The 15,552-nt window shown below is 64.7% G+C and carries 14 protein-coding genes and 1 tRNA gene; 5 read left to right on the top strand and 10 right to left on the bottom strand.

Features of this window, described 5'->3' with window-relative positions; all coding sequences use genetic code 11:
• Nucleotides 1-26 precede the first annotated feature (26 nt).
• Nucleotides 27-545: a hotdog fold thioesterase gene (locus ABD687_RS01330; protein WP_264269168.1), complete on the top strand. Its 519-nt coding sequence runs from the start codon at nucleotides 27-29 to the stop codon at nucleotides 543-545.
• Nucleotides 538-1,107: a P-loop NTPase family protein gene (locus tag ABD687_RS01325; protein ID WP_302266240.1), complete on the top strand. Its 570-nt coding sequence runs from the start codon at nucleotides 538-540 to the stop codon at nucleotides 1,105-1,107. Before ABD687_RS01330 ends, ABD687_RS01325 begins: the two co-directional genes overlap by 8 nt.
• On the opposite strand, the gene ABD687_RS01320 is transcribed toward ABD687_RS01325, so the two are convergent.
• The 3 genes from ABD687_RS01320 to ABD687_RS01310 all read right to left on the bottom strand — a co-directional run bounded on the left by ABD687_RS01320 (nucleotide 1,104) and on the right by ABD687_RS01310 (nucleotide 3,259).
• On the bottom strand, nucleotides 1,104-1,667 hold the full coding sequence (locus ABD687_RS01320; protein WP_264269170.1) for a dihydrofolate reductase family protein: 564 nt from the start codon (nucleotides 1,665-1,667) through the stop codon (nucleotides 1,104-1,106). The genes ABD687_RS01325 and ABD687_RS01320 overlap by 4 nt on opposite strands.
• A gap of 147 nt (nucleotides 1,668-1,814) precedes the next feature.
• Nucleotides 1,815-2,054, bottom strand: coding sequence for a hypothetical protein (locus ABD687_RS01315; protein WP_264269171.1), 240 nt, complete (start codon nucleotides 2,052-2,054; stop codon nucleotides 1,815-1,817).
• Nucleotides 2,054-3,259 (bottom strand): inorganic phosphate transporter, encoded by a 1,206-nt coding sequence (locus tag ABD687_RS01310; RefSeq protein WP_302266238.1) that lies wholly within the window; start codon nucleotides 3,257-3,259, stop codon nucleotides 2,054-2,056. The genes ABD687_RS01315 and ABD687_RS01310 overlap by 1 nt, the downstream gene beginning before the upstream one ends.
• A 347-nt stretch (nucleotides 3,260-3,606) precedes the next feature.
• Here ABD687_RS01310 and ABD687_RS01305 point away from each other — a divergent pair, with 347 nt between their 5' ends.
• Nucleotides 3,607-4,227 (top strand): L-threonylcarbamoyladenylate synthase, encoded by a 621-nt coding sequence (locus ABD687_RS01305; protein WP_302266237.1) that lies wholly within the window; start codon nucleotides 3,607-3,609, stop codon nucleotides 4,225-4,227.
• A gap of 18 nt (nucleotides 4,228-4,245) precedes the next feature.
• Here the strand turns inward: ABD687_RS01305 and ABD687_RS01300 are convergent, their stop codons facing one another.
• From ABD687_RS01300 to ABD687_RS01285, 4 genes are all read right to left on the bottom strand, one after another.
• Entirely contained in the window at nucleotides 4,246-4,674 is a 429-nt protein-coding gene (locus ABD687_RS01300) for a VOC family protein (protein ID WP_264269174.1), read from the bottom strand.
• A gap of 49 nt (nucleotides 4,675-4,723) precedes the next feature.
• Entirely contained in the window at nucleotides 4,724-4,930 is a 207-nt protein-coding gene (locus ABD687_RS01295) for an aldose epimerase family protein (protein WP_302266236.1), read from the bottom strand.
• Nucleotides 4,931-5,123: 193 nt separating this feature from the next.
• Nucleotides 5,124-5,432 (bottom strand): hypothetical protein, encoded by a 309-nt coding sequence (locus ABD687_RS01290; RefSeq protein ID WP_310287915.1) that lies wholly within the window; start codon nucleotides 5,430-5,432, stop codon nucleotides 5,124-5,126.
• 180 nt (nucleotides 5,433-5,612) lie between these two features.
• Nucleotides 5,613-6,233, bottom strand: a complete 621-nt coding sequence (locus ABD687_RS01285; protein ID WP_264269177.1) for an ANTAR domain-containing response regulator — start codon at nucleotides 6,231-6,233, stop codon at nucleotides 5,613-5,615.
• Between the two features lie 157 nt (nucleotides 6,234-6,390).
• Between ABD687_RS01285 and ABD687_RS01280 the strand changes: the two genes are divergently transcribed.
• Both ABD687_RS01280 and ABD687_RS01275 read left to right on the top strand, forming a co-directional pair.
• Nucleotides 6,391-6,471, top strand: a tRNA-Leu gene (locus ABD687_RS01280).
• Between the two features lie 375 nt (nucleotides 6,472-6,846).
• Nucleotides 6,847-7,254, top strand: coding sequence for a RidA family protein (locus ABD687_RS01275; RefSeq protein WP_302266234.1), 408 nt, complete (start codon nucleotides 6,847-6,849; stop codon nucleotides 7,252-7,254).
• 85 nt (nucleotides 7,255-7,339) lie between these two features.
• Here the strand turns inward: ABD687_RS01275 and pyk are convergent, their stop codons facing one another.
• From pyk to gltB, 3 genes are all read right to left on the bottom strand, one after another.
• Entirely contained in the window at nucleotides 7,340-8,857 is a 1,518-nt protein-coding gene (gene pyk, locus ABD687_RS01270; protein ID WP_264269179.1) for a pyruvate kinase, read from the bottom strand.
• A gap of 66 nt (nucleotides 8,858-8,923) precedes the next feature.
• Nucleotides 8,924-10,381, bottom strand: a complete 1,458-nt coding sequence (locus ABD687_RS01265) for a glutamate synthase subunit beta (protein ID WP_264269180.1) — start codon at nucleotides 10,379-10,381, stop codon at nucleotides 8,924-8,926.
• Nucleotides 10,374-14,978: a glutamate synthase large subunit gene (gltB, locus tag ABD687_RS01260; RefSeq protein ID WP_310287921.1), complete on the bottom strand. Its 4,605-nt coding sequence runs from the start codon at nucleotides 14,976-14,978 to the stop codon at nucleotides 10,374-10,376. The genes ABD687_RS01265 and gltB overlap by 8 nt, the downstream gene beginning before the upstream one ends.
• Between the last annotated feature and the right edge of the window lie 574 nt (nucleotides 14,979-15,552).

Here is a 15,552-nt window from a genome sequence, read left to right as displayed (position 1 = left end):
CGCTCACAGGTGCCAGCCTAGTTGGCATGGGCAATAAATTCACTCAAGACAACGCAGCGGCCATCGAGACATCTGGCACCTTTGCCGCCAACGGGGCGCACCCGGTCAATCCCTTTGCCCGTCAGCTCTTCGAACACGGGGTACCCGAGGCGATGTGGCCGATGCTTGCCAGCCACGGCGTGGGGACCCTGGTGGAGAAGCTGGGCATCCATTTTACGGAGATCACTCGCGACCGCGTGGTTGCCACCATGCCGGTGGAAGGCAACCAGCAGGTCGCAGGCATCCTTCACGGAGGCGCCTCGGTGGCCTTGGCCGAGACCCTTGGTTCCTTCGCCGCGGCGGTACACGGCAAGGGCGAAAAGAAACCGGTCGGTGTGGATATTTCCGCCACCCACCACAGGGCAGGGGTCACCGGCCTGGTGACCGGGGTCTGCACACCGATCCACCTGGGGCGCACGCTGACCACCCATGAAATCATCATCAGCGATGATGCGGGAAGGCGGCTGTGCACCTCCCGCATCACCAACATGCTGCTTGATGGCTGATCAAGCGGGGGGCCAGGCTCCGCAACGCATTCTCTGCCACGGAGCCACCGGAAGCGGCAAAACCACGCTCGCCCGGGACCTTGGACGCATCCTGCGGATGCCGGTGCATTACGTGGATGACGAGTTCGGGTGGCTGCCGGGCTGGGTGCAGCGAGACCAGTCGGAGCAGAAGGCTCTCGCGCTGAAGGCTGCCAACGCCCCGCAGTGGATCTTCGATTCGGCATACGGGCCTTATCGCCAGGACATCATCGGCCGCTCCGACCTCGTCGTATGCCTCGATTATCCCCGCGCCCTGTCGCTGTATCGGCTTCTGGTGCGAACAGTGAAGCGGATCAAGCACCGGGAATCGGTGTGCAACGGGAACGTTGAGACCTGGAGAAGGATGCTAGACCGGGACTCCATCGTGCTTTGGCACCTCAAGAGCTTCGGTCCGAAGCGCCGGCAGATGCGCGAGTTGGAAACCGCGCTGGGCGCCGAACGCGTCAAACGATTCTCCCGTCCCCGGGAGACCATGCGGTGGCTGGCCGAGCTGGAGGCACGCGCGAGTGGGTTGCGGTCCTAGTATTCGCGGTCCTGGCCCGGGGTTTTTTTCACCATGAACCTGGTCTCGCGAATCCCGCCCGGATACTCACGCGTGTACGTGGGATCGAGCTTGGCGGTGCCACGCATGGCAAAGAGCGGGCGCCCGCCACCGAGCAGGACGGGCATGGAGTAGAGCAATATCTCGTCGAGGAGCCCCTCGTCAACGAATTGCCCGGCCAGCGAGCCGCCGCCCACCACCCAGACGTCCTTCCCGTTGGCACTGCGTGCGATGTCCCCGGCCCATTCGGTCACGTCCCCGCGCACAAAGGTCAGGTCCGCGCCCGGGAACGCAGCCAGTTCCCGGTGAGCGAAGACCCACACCGGAAGCCCCTGGTAGGGCCACTTGTCGCGCACTTCGTTGAGCATCCAGGAATAGGTGTCCGCCCCCATGGCGATTGCGCCGATCTCCTGCATGAATGCATCGTAGCTTTCGGCTTGCCCGGCGAATCCGTCAAAGTCCATGAGCCAGTCGAGTCGTTCGTTTTCATCGGCGATGTAGCCATCCGTCGAGGCCGCCACGAAATACCTAAATTGCGTCATGGTGCCCATCCTAACCACGCCACGGCCCGCCGCAGAAGGAATCCGCACCGGGTCGGCGTGGTCCGGAAGCCGAGTCAGGTGGCTTAAACGGCTTTCGCCCTCTCGGATCATTGGTTCCGGGAGGGCGAAAGTGCGATGCGGCTTTGCCTAGGCGCCGAGGATCCTTGCGCTGAGCGAGGGCACGATGAGAACGATGCCGAAGATGACGACCAGGCCGCACAGCGCAAAGCAGCCGTAGGCCGCAAGCCTGGCCGGCATGGCGGAGCGTTGGGCGTCCTCGCCCACGGCGAGCATGCGCACGCCCAACGAGTAGGCGCCGACGATGAAAAGCGCAGAGGCCCACGTGATGACCGCGACGATCAGGAATGCATCCCACTGAATTGCCACTACTTGACCTCCTGCTTGATCTTGGCGCGCTCCATCTTGCGACGCTCCTTCTTGGTGGGGATGTTCACTGCCGCGCCGGAGACATCCACATCGCTGATCGCGTTGTGGTGGCCCACGAGTTCACGGCGCGAAAGGACCCAGATCACCAACAGGGAGCCAACTCCCAAAACGGTCACAATGACCAGTCCGCCGGTGCCGAAGTGGGCAAGCCCGGCAGCAGCGGCGCCGATGATCCCGGCCGCGGGGAGTGTGAAGAGCCAGCCCACCGCGATGCGTCCAGCTGTTCCCCAACGGACTTCCGCTCCCTTGCGGCCCAGCCCGGAACCGATCACGGATCCGGAGGCGACCTGCGTCGTCGACAGGGCGAAGCCCAGGTGCGAGGAAGTCAGGATGGCTGCGGCGGTGGAGGTCTCGGCGGCAAACCCCTGGGCTGGCTTGACGTCGGTCAGGCCCGAACCCATGGTGCGGATAATGCGCCAGCCGCCCATGTAGGTGCCCAGAGCGATGGCCAGTGCACAGGTCGCGATGACCCAGAAGTGCGGGCCGGTGCCCGCATCCTGCAGGCCCGAGGCCACCAGGGTCAGGGTGATGACACCCATGGTCTTCTGGGCGTCGTTGGTGCCGTGTGCCAATGCCACGAGCGAGGAGGAGAAGATCTGTCCGTAGCGGAATCCGCCGCGCTTGGGGGACGCCAGGCCGGATTGGCGCTTGGTCACCGAGTAGGCAAGCTTGGTGCACAGATACGCCGAGGTTCCCGCGATCACGGGGGCGACCAGTGCCGGGAGCAAAACCTTGGACATCAGCACGTTGTAGTCAATGGCACCGAAGCCGGCACCGACGATCGCTGCACCGATCAGTCCGCCAAAGAGTGCGTGGGAGGAGCTGGACGGGAGACCCAGCAGCCAGGTGACCATGTTCCAGACGACGGCGCCCATCAGGCCGGCGAAGATCATGGCCGGCATGATTTGCACGCCGGTCTCCCCGCCTTCCTTGATGATGCCACCGGAGATGGTCTTGGCGACTTCTGTTGAAAGGAAAGCACCAACAAGGTTGAGGACCGCGGCCAGCGCGACCGCGGCCTTGGGCTTGATTGCACCGGTTGCGATCGGCGTGGCCATCGCATTCGCGGTGTCGTGGAAGCCGTTGGTGAAATCAAAGAACAGGGCAAGTGCAATGACCAGGACGACGATAAGCGTCAGATCCATGTATAAACCAATCGTGGGATTGCGGGCGAGGGCCGAGTCGCGCTGGCTACTCCGAAGTCCCGCATTGTTTACCCAATGTTGGGGTTCCGTTCACCTAAGTCGCAGATTCATCATATGGCCTGCTCCGATCTAGTCAATTTCCCGGGGAGGGGCTCGGCACACCTCAGCCGCCCGTGGTTAGGCACTGCGCGGGGGCACCGCCGCTTCAACGTGAGCGACTTCACGGACAGCCCGTCCCGGCCAGGTAGGCACGGAGACTTCGGGCCCACACTTGCAATGGAGGAGAGCGATGGAGATGGTTCAGGTGTTTTGGTGCGCGAATCGGCGCGGAGCCGTAAGCTCGTTCAATGGCCAGATTCTTTGACGTACACCCCGATAACCCGCAGCCACGTGCGATTGCGCAGGCCGTGGACCTGATACGCGATGGCGGGCTGATCGCCTACCCGACCGATTCCTGCTATGCATTGGGTGCCCAGATCGGCAACCACGCGGCGCTGGACCGGATCCGGATGATTCGCCAGGTCGGCGACAAGCACCACTTCACGCTGGTCTGCAAGGACTTTGCCCAGCTGGGCCAGTACGTGGAGGTAAACAACCAGGTGTTCCGCAACATCAAGGCGGTCACCCCGGGCAGCTACACATTCATCCTCCCGGCGACCAAGGAGGTGCCGCGGCGCCTCATGCATGCCAAGAAAAAAACGATTGGCGTGCGCATCCCCGATAATCCGGTGGTGCGCGCCTTGCTGGAGGAACTCGGCGAGCCAATTCTCTCCAGCACGCTGTTGCTTCCGGGCGATGAGGATCCGATGACGCAGGGATGGGAAATCAAGGAAGCGCTGGACCATGTGGTCGAAGGCGTCATTGATTCGGGGGAATGCGGCATCGAGCCGACCACCGTGGTCGACTACTCCAGCGGCGAGGCCGTCATTGCCCGCGTGGGACTGGGCGATCCCTCTCGCTTCGAATAACGAGGAGTCCGGGCGTCGCTAGACGGCATTCCCGTGCACATCGGTGAGATTGCAAACCAACTGCCAGAGGTGGCCGTCGGGATCGGCAAAGGTGCCAACATACTGCATCCGGCCATTGACGTGCTTAATCTCATGGGGAGCGAATGCCTTCCCGGCCGATCCGGCAACGGCGGCAAGGATGTCGTCGACCTCTGCCACGGTGCTGATGGCACAGCTAAGGAAGGCGTCGGTGGCAGGAACGGGAAGCAACGGCGTGCGCATGGCTTCACGCGAGTACTTCGTGAACGCCTCGGTCTCGGCCAAAAAGATCGTCATCCCCGGCATTTCCAGGCAAACCATGCCCATGGCCGGCTTCGCGCCCTCAATACCCACAACGTCGCGGTAAAAGGCCAGCGAACGCCCGGCATCCGTCACGGCTAGGCTCAGGACTACACCTTGGGTTTTCATCAGGTTTCGGTTTCCTTCCACGCGGTTTAACTGTTCTCGAGTCCATTATTCATCGGAAGGACTGCGGGGACCTGTGCACAATCCCCCACGAGGCTTCCCAGGTCTCGCCCGGAGCCAGCCAGCGCAGGCCCATCCCGTTGTTGAAGGCATTTGCCGGCGCGGTCATCGGCCCCAGGGCGACGGCACGCACCGGTCCCCCGGTACCCGGGAACGCCGGGGCGGTGAACACCTGGATGAACTTGAAATTCGCGTCCATGTGCAGTTCCACCCGGCTCCCGTCGGGTGACTGCAGGCCGTGCTTGCTGCTTCCGTCGGCTTCGAAGCGCAGCCCGGTCCACGGGTGTGGGTGACCTGGAGTCCGGTTGCCAGCAACTCTTAGTGCACCGACGTGGCCAGTTCGAAGGGGTACCCCGGCGCAGGCGAAATATCCGCCGCCAGCAGCACGCTGCCTATGGTGCGTTCGATCTGACGATAGCTGCGATGCCGCAATAGGCCATGAATGGCGTTGCCGCGGGCTGGCTCCGCGATCGCAAGCTGCTCATCATGGACCCGGTAGGACCATGCACCCCCGGCCACCCGGTGGGGCCAAGGAACCAGCGCAATGCCGGCAGCCGAGGGGCCGCGATTTCCTGCGGATAGCCCTGGACGAGTTCAACCCCGTTGACGACCAGCCTGCGCAGCGACGCACCAACCTGGTTCACCGCGGCCCGCTGGCTGTTGCCGTCAATGGCGCCGGAGAGTTCGAATCGTTCACCCATCGGCGAATCCGGGTTTGGCACGGTCGCCCTTTCATCGTGACAGCTTGCTGCCATTGCCTCTGGGGTGCGGCCGATCGATGCAACCTGATTTCGGCGTCCAGGGGGGGTGGAACGAAGACGGGGCCGCGGGAACCATCAAGTGGTTCCCGCGGCCCCGTATGGTGCGTCTCTTGGGTACGGCTACTTGACCTGGTCGATGACGGTCTCTGCTACTTCACGCATGGACAGGCGGCGATCCATCGAGGTTTTCTGGATCCAGCGGAATGCCTCCGGCTCGGTCAGACCCATCTTGGTCGTCAGCAGGCTCTTGGCGCGTTCGACCAGCTTGCGGGTCGCGAACTGCTCGGTGAGGTCTCCGACTTCCTTTTCAAGGGCGCGTATTTCCTCGTGGCGGGAAATCGCGATCTCGATGGCGGGGACCAGGTCGGCCGGGGTGAACGGCTTGACGACGTAGGCCATGGCACCTGCCTCGCGGGCACGTTCCACCAGCTCCTTTTGGCTGAAGGCGGTCAACAGCACCACCGGGGCAATGCGTTCCTTGACGATGGTCTCGGCAGCGGTGATGCCATCCATGACCGGCATCTTGACGTCCATCAGCACCAGGTCCGGCTTGTGCTCCCGAGCCAGCTCGATGGCCTTTTCGCCGTTGTCAGCCTCGGCAACCACCTCATATCCCTCTCCGCGCAGGATCTCGACAATGTCCAAGCGGATCAGGGTCTCGTCCTCGGCTACGATGACGCGGCGGGGCGCGCCGGTGTTGGGCTCGGCCGCAATTCGGGTAACTTCGGGCAGGTCGCTCATCGTGCTCCTTCAATCCCGGCGTGACCGGGGGCATCATCAGTACTCGGTTTCGTCGTTAAGCCTATCTGCATGTACAGTGGATAACCGCAAGGACGCGAGGATTTCAGCGCAAAGCAATTATCGGTTACGCTTATTCTCGCTGCTTCGAATTGTGCCCGCCCGAGTGGCGGAATGGTAGACGCGCTGCACTCAAAATGCAGTATCGAAAGGTGTGTGGGTTCGAGTCCCACCTCGGGCACAAAACGACCCCGATCCCTTATTTCATAAGGGATCGGGGTCTTTTTCTTTTGTCCGGGCCCGGCACCCCCAACGCCCCCGTTCCTGCCGGGAGTTCAGGAAAAATGCAATCCCAAAAGCATTTTCCCCTTTCGCCGCATGGCTCCGGAGCCATGCGTGAACACGTCGCCCAAGGTGTCCGTCACGGCGGTGCTCCTCGGGACGCATGTGGAGCCTGCTGGAGACGTGTCCTGCGACCGCAGATCGAAACCTGCCGCGGCCAGGAGCGCTCGAGGCCAAACGACGCATCGAGGATCAGGCTGTCACGGCGAAACACCCAATGGTTAGGCTTGAATCGTTCACGCCCAATTCGCCCCCACACACAGATAGGACCGCGATGCCCAGCGCAGTCACCTTGATTCGCTCCCAGCAGCTCAGCAATGTTGCGCAATATGCCTACGCCTCGACGGCGCCGGCCAATGCACGACTGATTTTCCTGGCAGGTTCTTGCCCGCTCAATCAGGATGGAAGCACCGCCGGAATCGGGGACTACGCGGCCCAGGCGGCCAAATGCATCGAGAACTTGAAAATCGCCTTGGAAGCGGCCGGAGCAGGCCTGCCCGATGTCATCTCCACGCGCGTGCTGGTTGCCTCATCAACGCAAAAGGACCTCGTGGCGGCTTGGGAGGTCGTTCGTGCCGCATTTGGAAACCACGACGTTCCCAGCACCCTGATGGGCACCACCGTCCTCGGATACGACCACCAGCTCGTGGAAATCGAGGCGGTCGCCGCCGTGCTGGACTGATACGGGCGCAAAGCACGAAGGCCGGACTCCCACCTCGATCCCCCAACGGGAACCGCGATGAAAATCCGGCCTTGGCTTGCCAGGACTAGATGGAGATGGCTTCGGGGCCCGCTACGTTCTCGGAGTCCCACGGCCCGACCTTCTCGCGTGCCGGCATCGGCTTGCCGTCACCGAGCTGGCCTGCATCTGCGAGGTCGCCGACCTTGTGGATGCGCAGCGAGTTGGTGGAGCCCGCCTGGCCTGGAGGGGAACCGGCCGCGATGCAGACAATGTCGTTGATCTCGGCAAGCCCTTCGGCCAGCAGTGCGCGGTCGACCTGTGCGGTCATCTTGTCGGTGTGGTCCGCGTACTCGACCAGACGCGGCTGGATGCCCCACATCAGGGTCATGATGTTGTAGGTCTGTGGCAGCGGCGTAAACGCCAGCACCGGGCGCTTGGGGCGCAACCGGGACAGGCGTCGGGCCGAGTCGCCGGACTGGGTGAACGCCACGATGTACTTGGCATCCAGCTGGTCGGCGATCTCCACGGCGGCGCGGGTGATCGCACCGCCGCGCGTCTTGGGCTTTGAGCCCAGGCGCGGGATGCGGTCCAGACCGTGCGTTTCCGTGGAGGAAATGATCCGCGCCATGGTCTCGACGGTTTCGATGGGGTATTCGCCCACGCTGGTCTCCCCCGAAAGCATGACCGCATCGGCGCCGTCGAGGACGGCGTTGGCGCAGTCGGAGGCCTCGGCGCGGGTGGGCGTCGGGGACTCGATCATGGATTCGAGCACCTGGGTGGCAACGATGACCGGCTTGGCCCAGCGGCGGGCCAGTTCAATGGCTCGCTTCTGCACCAGCGGGACCTCCTCGAGGGGAAGCTCCACACCCAGGTCGCCACGGGCAACCATGATCGCATCGAAGGCGTCGATGATTTCCTCGATCGCGTCGACAGCCTGCGGCTTCTCGACCTTCGCGATCACCGGAAGGCGACGGCCTTCCTCGTCCATGATCTCGTGCACGCGCTGGATGTCCGAGGCGTTGCGCACGAAGGACAGGGCGACCATGTCGACGCCGGCCCGGATGGCCCAGCGCAGGTCGTCCTCGTCCTTCTCGCTCAAGGCGGGAACGTTGACAGCGACCCCGGGGAGGTTGATGCCCTTGTTGTTTGACACCTCCCCTCCCACGACGACCTCGGTGACGACCTTCTCGTCATCGACGGCGGTGGCGCGCAGGGCGACCTTGCCGTCGTTGATCAGGAGGATGTCGCCGACGTTGACGTCCTCGGGCAGGCCCTTGAACGTCGTGGAGCAGAAGGTTCCGTCGCCCAGCACGTCGGCGATCACGATGGTGAAGGTGTCCCCCACGTGCAGCATGTGCTTGGCGTCGCCCACGAATCGGCCCAGCCGGATCTTGGGGCCCTGGAGGTCGGCAAAGATGCCGACCGGCCGGCCGAGCTCCTCAGCCGCTGCCCGCACGTTGCCGAGGTTCTCGGCATGCATCGAGTGGTCGCCGTGGCTCATGTTCAAGCGTGCGACGTCAACACCCGCCTTGAGCACTGCCAATGTCTTGTCGTAGGTGCCGATCGCCGGGCCCCAAGTGGCCACAATCTTTGCGCGTCTCATACGGTTAGCCTATCTGCCTTTCCATTCCTCAGGTCGGGAAAACACCGCATAAGAGGTGCATCCGTCTCACAACATGCTGATAGCCCGATCCGTTGGTGCAACGGGGGCTGGAAGGCGGGTTTCGCCCATCAGGTATTTGTCCACCGCCGCGGCACAGGATCGTCCCTCGGCAATGGCCCACACAATCAGGGATTGTCCGCGTCCGGCGTCGCCAGCCACGAACACCCCGGGGGTGTTGGTCATGTAGTAACCATCGCGGGCGACGCTGCCCCGGTCATCAAACTCGGTGTTGGCCTGTTCCATGAGACCGGCAGTCTCGGGTCCGGTGAACCCGAGTGCCAGGAAGACGAGGTCGGCGGGTATGACCCGCTCCGTGCCCGGCTTCGGAAGGCGCTGACCGTCAATAAATTCGGTCTCTGCCACTGTAACACCCATCACGCTTCCGTGCTCTCCCGTGAAGTTGACCGTGGCGGCCAAGTATGACCGCTCACCGCCTTCCTCGTGCGCCGACTGGACCTCGAACAGGGTCGGAGACATGGGCCAGGGCTGGTGCCCCGGGCGCTCGGTCGAGGGCTGGGCCCCGATGGCAAGGGTGGTCACGGAAGCGGCGCCCTGGCGTATGGCGGTGCCCAGGCAGTCCGCCCCGGTGTCGCCGCCGCCGAGGATGACCACGTGCTTGCCCTTGGCGTCGATGCGCAGGGTATCGCGTTCGCCCGCAACCACCTCGTTGGAATCCACGAGGTAGTCCATGGCGAAGTGGACCCCCGAAAGCTCGCGTCCCGGAACCGGAAGGTCCCGCGGAACGGTTGCACCGGTGGCCACGATGACCGCGTCGTAGAGCCGGTTCAGCTGCTCGAACTCAATGTCCGTGCCCACGGAAACCCCGGTGCGGAACACCGTTCCCTCGGCCTCCATCTGGGCCAGGCGGGTCTCCAGGACGTCCTTGCCCATCTTGAAGTCGGGGATGCCGTAGCGCAGCAGTCCCCCGATCTTCGTATCACGCTCGTACACCGCGACGGTGTGCCCGGCGCGGGTCAGCTGTTGGGCAGCTGCCAGGCCGGCGGGGCCGGAACCGACCACGGCAATGCGCATGTCGGTGTGGCGCACGGCAAGGACCGGGTCCAGTCCGCCCGAGGCAATCAGGGTGTCGGCGATTTCGACCTCGACCTGCTTGATTGTTACGGCCGGCTGGTTGATTCCCAGCACGCAGGAGGACTCGCAGGGTGCCGGGCACAGCCGCCCGGTGAATTCCGGGAAGTTGTTGGTGGCGTGCAGGCGCTCGGCCGCATCGTCCATCCGGCCCTGGTGGACCAGGGAGTTCCATTCCGGGATGAGGTTGCCCAGCGGGCAGCCGTTGTGGCAGAACGCGATGCCGCAATCCATGCACCGTCCGGCCTGCGCGGTAAGCACCGTGGCGTTTTGCCGCTCGGTGACTTCCTTGTAGTCCATGATGCGCACGGACACGGGGCGCTTGGGCGGGGTTGTCCGTTCGCGTACCTCTAAGAATCCACGTGGATTAGCCACGGGTCACCTCCAGAATCCGGTTCCAGACAGTTGCTGAATCCGGGTCGAATCCTTCATTGGCGGCATCGTTGCGTGCCTGTGAGACGGCTGCGTAATCGCGCGGCAGCACCTTGGTGATGCGGGCGGCGGCCACCGGCCAGTCGGCCAGCAGGCTGGCTGCCAGCGCCGAACCGGTGTACTCCACCTGCTGCGTCAGCAGGTCCTTGATCAACGCCAGATCGGCTTCGTCCGGACCGGACAGGAGCAGGTCGTCGTTGGCTACGGCGAGCGGGTTCAGCGCCGCCACGTCCAGGTCCAGGACGTAGGCCACGCCGCCGGACATGCCGGCGGCGAAGTTGCGCCCGGTGGCGCCAAGGATCAGCGCGGTTCCACCGGTCATGTACTCGCAGCCGTGGTCGCCGATGCCCTCGACCACCGCGGTGGCGCCGGAGTTGCGCACGCAGAAGCGTTCGCCCACCATGCCGCCGATGAACAGCTCGCCGCTGGTGGCGCCGTAGCCGATGACGTTTCCGGCAATGACTTGCTCCGCGGGGTTGAATGCGCTGCGCGCATCCGCCTGGACGGTGATCCGTCCGCCGGAAAGGCCCTTGCCGACGTAGTCGTTGGAGTCGCCGACCAGGTGCAGTTCCACGCCGGCGGGCAGGAAGGCGCCCAGCGACTGGCCGGCATGCCCGCGCAGCGTCACCTTGATGGTGCCCGGTGCCAGCTCGTCGATCCCGAAGGTGCGGGTGACGTGGTGGCCCAGCATGGTGCCCACCGAGCGGTCGGTGTTCTTGATTGGGAGGTCAAGAACAACGTGCTCGCGGCGCTCCAGGGCAGGGGCGGCCGCGGCGATGAGCTGGTTGTCGAAGTGCTTGTCCAGGCCGTGGTCCTGGGACCCGGTGCGCCTGCGCGGCGCACCTTCCTTGGAACCGGCGGTGTCGAAGATCCGCTCCAGGTGCAGGCCCTGGGTCTTCCAGTGGCCCACGGCGGCGCGGGTGTCCAGCAGCTCGGCCTGGCCGATGGCTTCCTCGAGGCTCGCGAAACCGAGTTCCGCCAGCAGCTCGCGGACTTCCTGGGCGAGGAACTCGAAGAAGTTCACCACGTGGTCGGCCTGGCCGGTGAAGCGCTGGCGCAGTTCCGGGTTCTGCGTGGCAACGCCCACCGGGCAGGTGTCCAGGTGGCAGACGCGCATCATGATGCAGCCGGCAACCACCAGCGGTGCGGTGGCAAAGCCGAATTCCTCTGCTCCCAGCAGGGCGGCGATGACGACGTCCCGGCCGGTTTTCAGCTGGCCGTCGACCTGGACGGTCACACGTTCGCGCAACCCGTTGAGCATCAGCGTCTGCTGGGTCTCGGCCAGGCCGAGCTCCCAGGGCACGCCCGCATGCTTCAGCGAGTTCAGCGGGGAGGCACCGGTGCCGCCGTCGTGGCCGGAAACCAGCACCACGTCGGCCTTGGCCTTGGTGACGCCGGCCGCGACGGTGCCGATGCCGACCTCGGAGACCAGCTTCACGTGGACGCGGGCACCCGGGTTGGAGCACTTCGCGTCGTGGATCAGCTGGGCCAGGTCCTCGATCGAATAGATGTCGTGGTGCGGCGGCGGGGAAATCAGCCCGACGCCCGGGGTCGAGTGACGCGTGCGGGCCACCCAGGGGTAGACCTTCTGCGCCATGAGCTGGCCGCCCTCGCCGGGCTTGGCACCCTGCGCCATCTTGATCTGCAGGTCATCGGCATGCGTGAGGTACATGCTGGTCACGCCGAAGCGGCCGGAGGCGATCTGCTTGACAGCGCTGCGGCGCTCGGGGTCCAGCAGCCGATCCACGTCCTCGCCGCCCTCGCCGGTGTTGGACTTTCCGCCCAGGCGGTTCATCGCAATGGCCAGTGTCTCGTGCGCCTCGGCGGAAATCGAGCCGTAGCTCATCGCACCGGTCGCGAAACGCTTGACGATCTCGGAGACGGGCTCCACGGCATCGATGTCGATGGGCGTGCGATCGTCCAGCTTGAAGTCCAGCAGCCCGCGCAGCGTCATCAGGCCCTTGGCCTGGTCGTCGACGCCCTGGGTGTACTTCTTGAAGATGTCGTAGCGGCGTTCGCGGGTTGCATGCTGCAGCCTAAAGACCGTTTCGGGGTTGAAGAGGTGCGGCGGGCCCTCGCGGCGCCACTGGTATTCGCCGCCGGTTTCCAGCACGCGGTGCGGCTCGGGGTTCAGATCGCTGGGGTAGGCACCGGCATGGCGCATCGCGGTTTCGGTGGCGATGACGTCAAGGCCCACGCCTCCGAGCTGTGAGGAGGTGCCGGTGAAGTACTGGTCGACCACGCGCTGGGACAGACCCAGCGCCTCGAAGGTCTGGGCACCGCAGTAGGAGGCGACGGTGGAGATGCCCATCTTGCTCATGATCTTCAGCAGGCCCTTGCCCAGCGCCTTGATCAGGTTGGTCTGCGCCTTGGCCGGGGTTACGGTGCCGAGTTCGCCCTGCAGGGCCATTTCCTCGACCGATTCCAGGGCCAGGTAGGGGTTGATGGCGGAGGCGCCGTAGCCCACGAGCACGGCAATGTGGTGCACCTCGCGTACGTCGCCGGCCTCGATGACCAGGGAGGTCTTGGTGCGGTTGGCGCTCTTGAGCAGGTGGTGGTGCACCGCGGAGGTGAGCAGCAGCGACGGGATCGGCGCCCACTGGGCATTGGAGTCCCTGTCCGAAAGGACAATGAACTTCACGCCGCGGTTGATGGCGGCGGAGACCTTTTCGCAGATTTCCTGCAGGCGGGAGCGCAGCTCGGACTCGCCGCCCTCGGGACGGTAGAGACCGCGGACGCGCAACGCGACCTTGCCGCCGTTGGCATCGCGGATGTTCGCGATCTTGGCCAGGTCGTCGTTGGTGATCACCGGGTAGTCAAGGGACACCTGCTGGGCATCGATCTTGCCGGTGGCCAGCAGGTTTCCGTCCGGGCCAATGCTGGTGCCCAGCGAGGTGACAAGCTCCTCGCGGATCGAGTCCAGCGGCGGATTGGTGACCTGGGCGAAGGACTGGGTGAAGTAGTCGAAGAGCAGCCGGGAGCGGTCCGAGAGAACCGCGACGGGGGTGTCGGAGCCCATGGCGCCCAGCGGCTCGGCGCCGGCGGAGGCCATGGGGGCCAACAGGATCCGCAGCTCCTCGGTGGTGTAGCCGAAGGTGCGCTGGCGAATCTGCACGGAGGCGGAGTTGTGCTTGACGTGCTCCAGGTCCGGCAGGTCGGTCAGGCTGATCTTGTTTTCGTTGACCCACTGGGCCCACGGCGCCGAGGCAGCAACCTGCGACTTGATTTCCTCATCCGTGATGATGCGCCCGGCTTCGGTGTCCACCAGGAACATCTTGCCCGGGGCGACTCGGCCTTTGGCGGCGATGAGCGCCGGATCAAGGTCGATGACCCCGACCTCGCTGGCCAACACCACCAGTCCGTCGGTGGTGACCCAGTAGCGTGCCGGACGCAAGCCGTTGCGGTCAAGCACGGCTCCGACCTGCTTGCCGTCGGTGAAGGACACGGCTGCGGGCCCGTCCCAGGGCTCCATGAGCATCGAGTTGTACTCGTAGAAGGCGCGGCGGTCGGCATCCATGGCTGCGTGGTTTTCCCACGCCTCCGGGATCATCATCATGATGGCCTGGGCGACGGGGCGCCCGGAGAGCATGAGCAGTTCGGCGACCTCGTCGAAGGATGCCGAGTCGGAGGCGCCGGGGCTGCAAATGGGGAAGAGTTCCTCGGGGACCTCGCCCAGCAGGGACGAGGCGAGCTGCGACTGGCGGGCTCGCATCCAGTTGCGGTTGCCCTTCACCGTGTTGATCTCGCCGTTGTGGGCGATGGTGCGGAAGGGCTGGGCCAGCGGCCAGGAGGGGAAGGTATTGGTGGAAAAGCGCGAGTGGACGATCCCGAGACGCGAGGCGAAGCGGGTATCGCCCAGGTCCGGGTAGAACTCGGTGAGCTGCTCGGTGGAGAGCATGCCCTTGTAGACCATGGTGGCCGAGGAGAGCGACGGGAAATACACGCCGAACTTGTTTTGTGCGCGCTTGCGGATGCGGAAGACCCGGGCGTCAAGGTCCTTGTCCTGCTCCTGGGCGGCACCCAGGAAGAGCTGGGAGAAATGCGGCATGCAGCCCAGGGCGGTGGCGCCGATGGCCTCGGTGTGCACCGGGACGTCGCGCCAGCCGAGCACGGACAGGCCTTCCTCGGCGGCAAGCTCTTCGAGGGCGGTGACTGCGGCGGCGCGCTGTGCCGGTTCCTGCGGGAGGAACGCGGTGCCGGCGGCGTAGCGGCCGGGGGCGGGCAGGTCGATGCCGGTGACGGCGCGGAAGAATGCGTCGGGGATCTGCGTGAGGATGCCTGCACCGTCGCCGGTGCCTGCATCGGCACCCACGGCGCCGCGGTGTTCGAGGCGGCGCAGCGCCTCGAGGGCCTGCTCCACGATCTCGTGGGTGGCCTCCTGCGTCAGCGTGGCGATGACCGCCAGACCACACGCGTCTTTTTCGTTTGCCGGGTCATAGAGCCCTTGGGCTTCCGGTACATCGGCAAACCGGGTGTAGGGCGAGAAAACCTCCTCGCCTGGATGCGGTGAGGCATTAAGTTGGACTCCGGTCATGCTCATGAGTGGTCCCTTTCTCGGTGTGTGGGCAGAGGTTCTGGATCTTCGGGCGACGCTGGCCGAGGAAAGGCTAGGGGGCTCGCTAATCGGCACCCCGAATCGGGGGCCGTGCGGTGGGGTGGGGGTGACACCTGCGATACGTGGACGTCATCCGCGCGCTCCCCTGGTGGGTGGAGCGCGAACTGGGTGCTTCCACATCATTGTGGTCGCCGACAGCATGGGTGGCGGAGTCTGGGTATTCCGCGCCCGTCACTGCTGCCACGGTGAAAAAAGAGTAGCACCGGCATGTTTCGGATTTGCACCCACTTATGTTTCCAACAGTTTTCGTACCTGCTACCAAACCGTTGCTGACTTGGATTAATAAAGTTTCCGCAAAGTTTCGTCTCAATGCGATATGAATCCCTTCATCTTCCTCGTCTCCACTGCAGGTATCAAGGGTTGGATGTCCTCGCGACGGGGTCCTTTCCGACGGGAACACCGGACAAGGACCTCCCGGCGAACCCGGCTCCGGGCTTCGACACCGAGTGGTGCCCTTCGGGGTGGCCAGGCGCCCGGACGGAAAAGACCGGTCCCCTCC

This window comes from Paeniglutamicibacter sulfureus (assembly GCF_039535115.1).
In the GTDB taxonomy this organism is placed as follows: Bacteria; Actinomycetota; Actinomycetes; order Actinomycetales; family Micrococcaceae; genus Paeniglutamicibacter; species Paeniglutamicibacter sulfureus.
This window is presented reverse-complemented; position numbering and strand designations above follow the sequence as displayed.

Excerpts from the sequence above, each read along its gene's own strand:
- ABD687_RS01310 (WP_302266238.1), bottom strand. The coding sequence starts at position 3,259 with ATGGATCTGACGCTTATCGTCGTCCTGGTCATTGCACTTGCCCTGTTC.
- ABD687_RS01305 (WP_302266237.1), top strand. The coding sequence starts at position 3,607 with ATGGCCAGATTCTTTGACGTACACCCCGATAACCCGCAGCCACGTGCG.
- pyk (WP_264269179.1), bottom strand. The coding sequence starts at position 8,857 with ATGAGACGCGCAAAGATTGTGGCCACTTGGGGCCCGGCGATCGGCACC.
- ABD687_RS01295 (WP_302266236.1), bottom strand. The coding sequence starts at position 4,930 with ATGGACGCGAATTTCAAGTTCATCCAGGTGTTCACCGCCCCGGCGTTC.
- ABD687_RS01290 (WP_310287915.1), bottom strand. The coding sequence starts at position 5,432 with ATGGGTGAACGATTCGAACTCTCCGGCGCCATTGACGGCAACAGCCAG.
- ABD687_RS01285 (WP_264269177.1), bottom strand. The coding sequence starts at position 6,233 with ATGAGCGACCTGCCCGAAGTTACCCGAATTGCGGCCGAGCCCAACACC.
- ABD687_RS01330 (WP_264269168.1), top strand. The coding sequence starts at position 27 with ATGGGCAATAAATTCACTCAAGACAACGCAGCGGCCATCGAGACATCT.
- gltB (WP_310287921.1), bottom strand. The coding sequence starts at position 14,978 with ATGAGCATGACCGGAGTCCAACTTAATGCCTCACCGCATCCAGGCGAG.
- ABD687_RS01320 (WP_264269170.1), bottom strand. The coding sequence starts at position 1,667 with ATGACGCAATTTAGGTATTTCGTGGCGGCCTCGACGGATGGCTACATC.
- ABD687_RS01325 (WP_302266240.1), top strand. The coding sequence starts at position 538 with ATGGCTGATCAAGCGGGGGGCCAGGCTCCGCAACGCATTCTCTGCCAC.
- ABD687_RS01275 (WP_302266234.1), top strand. The coding sequence starts at position 6,847 with ATGCCCAGCGCAGTCACCTTGATTCGCTCCCAGCAGCTCAGCAATGTT.
- ABD687_RS01300 (WP_264269174.1), bottom strand. The coding sequence starts at position 4,674 with ATGAAAACCCAAGGTGTAGTCCTGAGCCTAGCCGTGACGGATGCCGGG.